The 8,323-nt window shown below is 47.8% G+C and carries 11 protein-coding genes; 6 read left to right on the forward strand and 5 right to left on the reverse strand.

Features of this window, described 5'->3' with window-relative positions; all coding sequences use genetic code 11:
- Positions 1-333: putative quinol monooxygenase (locus MHN01_RS09300; RefSeq protein ID WP_239411097.1), on the forward strand; the 333-nt coding region annotated here is incomplete at its 5' end.
- 37 nt (positions 334-370) lie between these two features.
- Positions 371-1,180: an SDR family NAD(P)-dependent oxidoreductase gene (locus MHN01_RS09305; protein WP_239411098.1), complete on the forward strand. Its 810-nt coding sequence runs from the start codon at positions 371-373 to the stop codon at positions 1,178-1,180.
- Between the two features lie 112 nt (positions 1,181-1,292).
- Here the strand turns inward: MHN01_RS09305 and MHN01_RS09310 are convergent, their stop codons facing one another.
- Positions 1,293-2,168, reverse strand: a complete 876-nt coding sequence (locus tag MHN01_RS09310; RefSeq protein ID WP_239411099.1) for a LysR family transcriptional regulator — start codon at positions 2,166-2,168, stop codon at positions 1,293-1,295.
- A gap of 153 nt (positions 2,169-2,321) precedes the next feature.
- Here MHN01_RS09310 and MHN01_RS09315 point away from each other — a divergent pair, with 153 nt between their 5' ends.
- Complete coding sequence (locus MHN01_RS09315; protein WP_239411100.1) at positions 2,322-2,498, forward strand: hypothetical protein; 177 nt, start codon at positions 2,322-2,324, stop codon at positions 2,496-2,498.
- 106 nt (positions 2,499-2,604) lie between these two features.
- Here MHN01_RS09315 and MHN01_RS09320 read toward each other — a convergent pair whose 3' ends face one another.
- The gene (locus MHN01_RS09320) at positions 2,605-3,531 is read right to left on the reverse strand and encodes a LysR family transcriptional regulator (protein WP_239411101.1); all 927 of its coding nucleotides are present in this window, start codon (positions 3,529-3,531) and stop codon (positions 2,605-2,607) included.
- A 115-nt stretch (positions 3,532-3,646) separates the two neighbouring features.
- Here MHN01_RS09320 and MHN01_RS09325 point away from each other — a divergent pair, with 115 nt between their 5' ends.
- A complete protein-coding gene (locus MHN01_RS09325) occupies positions 3,647-4,633 on the forward strand; it encodes a zinc-dependent alcohol dehydrogenase family protein (protein WP_239411102.1) in 987 nt (328 codons plus the stop codon).
- Between the two features lie 17 nt (positions 4,634-4,650).
- Here the strand turns inward: MHN01_RS09325 and MHN01_RS09330 are convergent, their stop codons facing one another.
- Positions 4,651-5,622, reverse strand: coding sequence for an AraC family transcriptional regulator (locus MHN01_RS09330; RefSeq protein WP_239411103.1), 972 nt, complete (start codon positions 5,620-5,622; stop codon positions 4,651-4,653).
- 71 nt (positions 5,623-5,693) lie between these two features.
- On the opposite strand from MHN01_RS09330, the gene MHN01_RS09335 reads away from it, so the two are divergent.
- Positions 5,694-6,902 carry a DUF4331 family protein gene (locus MHN01_RS09335; RefSeq protein ID WP_239411104.1) on the forward strand — a complete coding sequence of 403 codons (1,209 nt, stop codon included), beginning with the start codon at positions 5,694-5,696 and terminating at the stop codon, positions 6,900-6,902.
- A gap of 110 nt (positions 6,903-7,012) precedes the next feature.
- Here the strand turns inward: MHN01_RS09335 and MHN01_RS09340 are convergent, their stop codons facing one another.
- Together MHN01_RS09340 and MHN01_RS09345 are read right to left on the reverse strand one after the other, a co-directional pair.
- Entirely contained in the window at positions 7,013-7,456 is a 444-nt protein-coding gene (locus MHN01_RS09340) for a DMT family transporter (protein ID WP_239411105.1), read from the reverse strand.
- Positions 7,457-7,458: 2 nt separating this feature from the next.
- On the reverse strand, positions 7,459-7,923 hold the full coding sequence (locus tag MHN01_RS09345; RefSeq protein ID WP_239411106.1) for a DMT family transporter: 465 nt from the start codon (positions 7,921-7,923) through the stop codon (positions 7,459-7,461).
- A gap of 25 nt (positions 7,924-7,948) precedes the next feature.
- Between MHN01_RS09345 and MHN01_RS09350 the strand changes: the two genes are divergently transcribed.
- The coding region (locus MHN01_RS09350) for a LysR family transcriptional regulator (RefSeq protein ID WP_239411107.1) at positions 7,949-8,323 on the forward strand (375 nt) is incomplete at its 3' end.

An 8,323-nucleotide genomic window follows, 5' to 3' on the forward strand; every position in this document is an offset into this window, starting at 1 on the left:
ACCATTGAAGGAAAAATAAAAGATAAAGCTAGATATGCCGAAGCGATGCACAAACTGACTGAAGCGGCTTTTGATGAAGAAGGGACGCTGAATCATGAGTGGACTATCGCCGATGACGGCGAAACCGTGCATGTCTACGAGCGTTACCAAGATGCCGCAGCGGCGATAAAGCACCTTGATACCTGGGCGAAATATGGTTCTCTTTATATGGAAGCAACAGAAATTACTCGTTTTGTCGTTTTCAGCGATTTAACTGATGAGCTGAAAGAGGCGGTCGCCGGTTTGAATCCTGTCTATATGAAGCCTTATGGCGGATTTTCCAAAAACAGCTAGTTATTGTCGCCAATTTAGGAATAGGGAGGAATATAGCATGCAGAAAATTATTCTAGTGACAGGATCGACCGATGGCATCGGGCTTGAAACCGCCAAAAAGCTGGTTGAGCTGGGGAATCATGTGCTGTTGCACGGACGCAATCCGGGCAAACTGAAAGATGCCGAAGACAAGTTAAAGGCGTTTCCGGGCAGCGGCAAGATTGACAGCTATGTGTGTGATCTCTCTTCCCTCGCAGATGTTAGTGCTTTTGCCAAGACCATTGCCCGGCATCATCCGAACCTTGATGTTGTTATTAACAATGCAGGCGTGTATAGCACTGCCAACACCATTACCCAGGATGGGCTGGATGTGCGCTTTGCGGTTAATACCATTGCTCCTTACTTGCTGACACAGCAACTTGCCCCTTTGCTCGGGCCATCGGGCCGGGTTATCAATCTCTCGTCAGCCGCCCAGGCACCGGTGAATACAGAGGCCTTGATTGGTAAAGCACAGCTCTCAGACGGTGAAGCCTACGCGCAAAGCAAGCTGGCGCTGACTATGTGGACGCGCAGCATGGCGCAATCGCTTAATGGCGACGGCCCGGTGATTGTTGCCGTAAACCCTGCTTCTATGCTGGGCAGTAAAATGGTCAAAGATGCTTTCGGCGTGGCGGGGGGAGACATCAAAATCGGTGCCGATATCCTCTGCCGTGCCGCTTTGTCAGACGAGTTCGCGACTGCATCCGGGCTGTATTTCGATAATGATATCGGCCGTTTTAGCTCGCCACACCCTGATGCGCTGAATGATCAGAAGTCACAGGATGTTGTCTCTGCGATTGAGTCAGTGCTCGACAGGGTTATTCCATAGCTCTGTTTGTTATGAATAGCTGAGTACGGTTGTCTACCCATGTTCCGGTAAGCTTGACGATTAGGCTTACCGGGTTTCCTTATCTGCTTGATGAAGATCCTTCTGAAAATTCTCAAACAAGGCTCTTTAGCTCATCAAATAGCCACTGGAAAGCGACGCCCTTTTTTATGCCTTTGTGGGTGACAAGATCGACGGGCATCATCCAGGGCTTATCGTCGAGTTCAAAATTGAACGTCGCAAGATTGCCTTTAGTAATGGCCTTATTTGCCATATGAAGCGGTAAAAAAGCCCAGCCTAAATTCTCTTCAACCAGTTTGACCGTTGTATCAAAGCCGTTGCAGTACCAGATATCAGGGGAGATTTTTGGTAAATGCATCAAGCCTTCACCTGAAATACCGCGAAGGTAAAGTTGCCTGTGATTGACTAGCTGGCTGATGGATACCTTCTCATTGAGAAGAAGAGCAGATTCCGGATGGCACACAGCACAAAATGGCTGACTGCCAATATAGCAATACTCCAGCTCTTGAATAAGAGGGGGTGTTGTAAACATGATGCCAATATCGGCTTGTCTATTTACAACTAATCCGGCGATGTCGGTACATGGTACAGATAGAAGTTCAATTTGTGTCTTGGGAAACTGTCGGGAAAACGCACCCAAAATGCTGGAGAGTTTATGAGTAAACAATGCATTATCGAATGCCAATCGTAGGTTCGGTTCTTCTTCGTTCTGTATGGCTTTAACCACGCTATCAAGCTCACCAGTCAGCGCAAGAACCGACTTGGCGTAGGCATAAATTCGTTTGCCATCTTCCGTTAAGGTTGGCTTTCTTGTTGTTCTGTCAAAAAGCTGAATCCCGATATCTATTTCCAGATTTGAAATGCCTTGGCTGACGGCTGACTGGGCTTTCCCTAGCTTTCTTGCACAGGCAGAAAACGAGCCCTGTTCGGTGGACCAGACCAACATTCTAAGGTGTTCCAGATTATACATATCAGAAAATCTTATAGTTAATAACTTTGTTCAATAATAATTAAAGATACTATGAGCTTCAAATCAGGTAAGGGGGTATGGGCAATATACATATAACCTGCCTCTCTGTTTATGACGTTCACAATAGTTCAAAAACTCTTTTGGAAAGAAGCTATGAAAAAAGAAACAACTCCCGAGATGTCTAAGCAAGTTGAAAGTGAAACGGAAAGTCTGTTAGCAAGGTTAGAAAGAACGAAAGCCATTTTGTCATCCAGTCATAACACTAGAAGTGACTCACAAGAGGTGCTATCCGTTATGATTAAAAGCACAGGTACATTTGAGCAAAACTAAGACGCAAAAGTTGAGAGGCAATGGATAAGGCATGTACCTTAGAGCTATTGCCTCAATGAGTTCAATACTGTTGAGTAGTTGGTCGAAAGAGAATGCCTCACTCTTCTTATTTAGTCTGATGACCACATCCTGTATCCAGTTGCTGGTCCCAATAGGTTGGATTGCCGAAATAGTCGGCGAAGTAGTCGATGAAAGCTCTGACCTTGGGGGCCAACAGTCGTGAACTGGGATACACAGCCCAGATCGCGGTATCAGACACAAACGGGTACTCTTTGAGTACCTGAACAAGCTCGCCTCGTTGTAAGTACTTATACACACTCCATGTTGAATTCATTGCGATCCCTAACCCGTCAACACAGGCATCCCGGATCGCATCACCGTTATCTGAACGAAAACACCCTTTTGTTTTGACATTGATACGCCCTAGCGGGGTATCAAAGCCCCAGTTTTCAAGGCCAATCAGGTTGAGGCACTGGTGGTGGCTTAACTCTTCGGGTGAATGCGGCTGGCCAAATTGAGCGAGATAGTTTGGCGCGGCGCAGATGATCCGGTGATCGGGAGCCAGCTTGCGCGCAATTAAGGTGGAGTCTTTCAGTTCGGAATTACGAATCGCAATATCAAACCCGCCTTCGACCAGATCGACAATTGAGTCTGAAAAACGAAAGTCAACCGTCAGCCCGGGATAGAGGGACAAGAAGTCTTTTAGCGCCGGGATCAGGTGCATCCGTCCAAACGAGGCAGGGGCAGACACTCTCAGGGTACCTGTTGGCGATGCGCTTCCCACTCCTACCGATGCTCTTGCAGCCTCGACACTTGAAAGCACTTCTTCGGCATGAGGAAGAAAGGCTTCTCCTTCTTCGGTCAGCGAGACTTTCCGGGTAGTGCGATGCACCAAGCGTACCCCGAGTGCCTGCTCAAGCTTATTGATATGCGAACTTGCGACCGCGGGAGATAACCCGAGCTCCTGGCCGGCCAAACTGATGTTGTGGGTTGAGGATAGCCGGACAAATAGCCTTAGGTGCTCAATATTCATCTTTTCTATCTTTGATTATCAATGAAAGCTATAAACTTATTATACCTTTTGCCTGATTATCAACTCTTAGTTCGGTAATTATACTTAACCCGTCAATCAAGCAGAGGGTTTATTCATGAAAGCAATGGTTATTAACAGTTTTGGCGGTCCGGAAGTTTTTGAGCCAGCCGAGCTTCCTACACCAGAAGTCAAACCTGGTCATGTGTTGGTGCGTGTTGCTGCTACCAGCGTCAATACCGTCGATACGATGATCCGCCAAATGGGTAAGGAACTGCCGCTTTCCCCCGATCTGCCGGCCGTATTGGGCATGGACTTTGCTGGAACCGTGGAAGTTGTCGGTGAGGGAGTCACCGAGTATGCGGCCGGGGACGAAGTGTATGGTTGTGCTGGTGGCTTGGCCGATCTCCAGGGTAGCTTGGCGGAATACATGCTGGCCGATGCCAAATTGATCGCCCGTAAGCCGAAGAACTTGTCAATGCGCGAAGCGGCTGCACTGCCTCTTGTTGGTATTACTGCCTACGAAGGTTTGAGCCGTTCAGGGATCAGCGAAGGCCAGAAAGTGCTTGTTCATGGTGGTGCTGGAGGAGTGGGCCATGTTGCTCTGCAATTGGCAAAGCACTTTGGGGCTGATGTCTACGCGACAGCCGGAAGTGAAAAGCACCTGGCTTTAATCGAAGAGTTAGGTGCACAGGGGATCGATTATAAAACGGAGGCGGTTGCTGATTACGTTGCCAAGTATACGCAAGGTGTCGGCTTTGATGTTGTTTTCGATTCCGTGGGCGGTGCCAATATGACGAATTCGTTTGAGGCGGCAAGCTTGAATGGGCAGGTCGCAACAACTGTCTCTATGGTGGAGTTGGACTTGTCAGTTGCTCACTTCAAGGGGCTATCATTACATGTTGTCTTTATGCTTATCCCAATGCTTCACAACTATAAGCGTGAACAGCACGGTCAAATACTCGCTAAGCTGGCTGAAATCGCAGAGGCCGGAGAACTGCGTCCTGTGTTGGATGACAATGTTTTTTCACTGACTGATGTCGGAAAGGCTCATGCTCGCCTTTCAAGCGGCCTGGCAACTGGTAAGGTAGTTGTTGAGGTTTAGTAGAAACTGATAGTCAACTATCTCATCTTGCGCACTTGTCCGGGGCTGGTGCCGATAATTTTCTTGAACGCTTTACCAAATGAAGCCTCGGACTTATAGCCGACTTGCTCGGCAATACTCAGCATCGACTCGGTGCTCTCGGTAAGCAGTTCGTAGGCAATATGCATTCGCCATTGGCTTAAATACGCCAATGGCGTCATTCCGACGGTGGCCTGAAAATGATTGGCGAAAGCAGTACGAGACATAGATACAGCCCGTCCCAGCGCTTCAACTGTCCAGGGTTTTGATGGCTGTTTGTGGATCAGGCTTAGAGCACGGCTGAGGCGATCATCGGCCAGCGCCTGTAAGTATCCGGGGGTACTGGATTGGTTACGCATTTGCCATCGAAGCAGTTGGATAATGAGGACTTCAGTGAGACGATCCACCATTACCTCGCTTCCGGGCTGCAGGATACGGGACTCATAGGCGAGTGTTTTGACCAGGCTATTGAGCCAGTCGAGCTTAGGGGCGTCACCGGACTTAACGTGTAACATAGATGGCATATCCCGTAATAAAGGCAGGCACGTTTGCTTTCTGTATTGAAAATAGCCACAAAGCAGGGTCACTACACTTTGCCCGTCAGAATATGGGTTGGTATTGTGACGAATCATCTCTAACAGATCCCGACCGGAAATCGTACGGCTGTCTGGCTGCTCGCTTATCTGGTGCGGTGTTCCTGTGGGGAAGGCAATAATATCGCCAGCAGACAGAAAAATGGGGTCGTTTTGTTCCGGTATTGTCAGCCAGGCACTTCCGCGAATCACGGCATGGAAGATCCCGCAATCTGCCTGGGGTTCATCAATTCCCCAGGGCGAAGAAAAATCTACGCAGTAGTAGCTGCTGGCATAGAGCCGTATAGCCCGCAGGACATCGGACAACACATCAATACACGGCCCATCTTCTACACTGACACTGTTTTCGTCTTTGTGGCCGGGATTATTGTGGGACATTCTAACCTCATCATTTGTATCAAAAGTTCATCCAAAATGTACGATCTGACATAAAAATAGGATTAACCATCATGGTTCGGACTGATAAAACCTTAATACTGTATTTTATGTCATCAGCAAAATACTGTCGTTGTGAGTTGGCGTTTTCGCGCCAAGTTGAATTGTTTATCTGTTTGCTCAAACAGCAAGAAGAGGAAGATAATATGTCCGTTTATATAAACAAATTCAAAGCCGTAGTATTCACGAGTGTGCTTGTTTTATTATCAGGTCTTGCCGTCCTATCTGCCCCTGTAATCGCCAGCCACCACTTTGAGACCGATCTATCAAGAGAGTATCCCCAGTTCGATCTCACCGATATGTTTGTCTTTAACGCTGAACAGAGTGGCTATACCGCTTTTATGATGAATATCAATCCGACAACGGGTAAAGATGGCAAAGCGGCTTTTGGCGAGAATGGGATATATAGCTTTCATATTGCGAGTAGCAAAGATCTTAAATCTGGTGGATTGACAATTACTGCCTATCTTGAGAAAGGAAAGTTAATTTTTGGTCTTGCTGAGGGGGCTAACCAGGCCATTGGAATCAAAGGCCAGACAATTGGAACAGCTGGTGTCGGAAAGGAATCAAGGTTTGATAATGGAATGCGCGTCTGGTCGGGCGCTGCGCGTGATACTTTTGTCGGGAACTCTGAAGGTATTATCGGATTTATGACCAAACTGCTTGGTGAAGGCAAGTTCGATTTGTCGACGTTCAGCAAGGGTGTCGATTTATTCAAAGACTTCCAAAGCAGCGTGATTGTTGTCGAAGTTCCAAACAAGATGTTACCAGAGACTATCTATGTTTACGCCAGTAGTGCCATGTACAACAAGGATCAATGGGTGCAGGTAAACAGGCTTGCTCATCCTCTGGTTACCCATATGTTTATGGCTAACAATAAAATGGAAGTGTCTGAGCATATTCAACATCGTCCAGATTCTGATTTAACACGCGCATACGCCATTTCAGGTACAGTACTACGTGCTGTTGTGCTGGATAATAAGCTGCCTGCGCCGGTTGCTTACGCAGACTCTGTCGCAGCCAAGTTATTGCCGGATATGATCCCTTATAAAGTGGGTAGTGAAGCGGCTTACACCTTCAAGTCTATCAATGGTCGTAAGCCAAGCGATGATGCCATGGATGCCGTATTAAGCCTGTTTGTTGGCAGGGAAATTACCGATAATGCTAATACTTTCGATCGTCATCCGAAGGCATTCCCATATGTTGTTCGAGTGAAAAAATAATCTATAGCGGGTGCGATAATCAATTATGGCGCACTCAATATTGGTATTGAAATCGCGAGTGAAATAAAGCGGGGAGGTTATGACTGGCATAACTCCTCGCTTTGTATTGGTTATATCGTCTTGTTCTTTATGCCCGGGATATTACCGAACTTGGCTACGACAACCCCGGCCAATATAAACATGACACCGGCCACTTGTGTGAGATCGGCACCATGGCTTACAGCCTCCCAGATAACACCTGTGATCAATTGTCCACCGATGACCAGCAGCGCGGTCAGTGTGGCTCCTACCCTTGTTAATACATAGCTGTTGAGCGCGACGAACAAAGCACCGATCACACCGCCAAGCCAGGTGGCTGCAGGTGCATTTGCTAACGACCCAACCGGTTCGGATACGGTGAAATAAACCACAAAGCTGAGAAAAATAAAGCCCACCGCATGGTTCCAGAGCGAGGCGATAAAGGCACTGGTGCCTTGGCCGAGCCTCCCATTCAGGACTCGGCATAAGCTGATGCAACAGCCGTTTAATAGTGCGAGAAAAATTATTGTTGTCATTATTATCCCCTACCGAATAACGTCAGAAGGCAGCCAGTCGCCATGAGCCCCAGTGTTATGCCGTCAGTGAGCGTTAATGGACGCTTGGTTAACCCAAACAGGCCAAAGCCGTCACAGACAAGACCGAACAACACCTGACCCGCCATAATGAGTGCCAGTGAGCCTGATAGCCCGAGCGGACTGTTGACTGTGATTGCTGCCAGAACCACAGTAAACGCACCCGGTATGCCGCCCAGATAGGCCCAGAAAGGCGTCCCGACTTTTGGCAATATAGTTAGCTTTTTTCCAGCTAATAGAGAGGCTGTCATTAATACGAGCAAGGAGGTTATCGCGCCTATGCCATGCGCAAACCATGAGGCCAGCACAGGGGAACTGTACGCAGCCAGCTCACTATTGATAGCTATCATGCTGGCAAGTGTTACCCCGCCTGATAGCGCCAAAGATAAGTTAAGTGGATGAGCTTTCATGTTATTTACCAACGAATTTCTGTTGATGAGTAATATATTTAGTTTCCCTGTTATTGATAACCCGTTATATTTTGAACTCTTTGTTTCTCTCAGGTTGACAGTGGTGATAGATACTTTTTCTACAATACCGGTCTTTACGGCAGTGGTTGAATTGGGCAGTTTTTCCGAGGCAAGTCGTCAGCTAGGGATCACCAAGTCGGCAGTGAGCAAGCGGATTAGTGCGTTGGAGGCCCACCTTGGCGCCAAGCTTATTCAGCGTACGACGCGTAGGCTCAGCCTGACCGAAGCCGGAGAGCAATACTACAGCTTTATCCAAAAGGCCAAGGTGCTGGTCAATGAAGGTGAGGATGCGATCAGCAGCCTTCAGGGCTCGCCGAAAGGGCATTTGAAGGTCAGCATT

Origin of the sequence: Photobacterium sp. OFAV2-7 (genome assembly GCF_022347985.1) — a bacterium.
Classification (GTDB): Bacteria; Pseudomonadota; Gammaproteobacteria; order Enterobacterales; family Vibrionaceae; genus Photobacterium.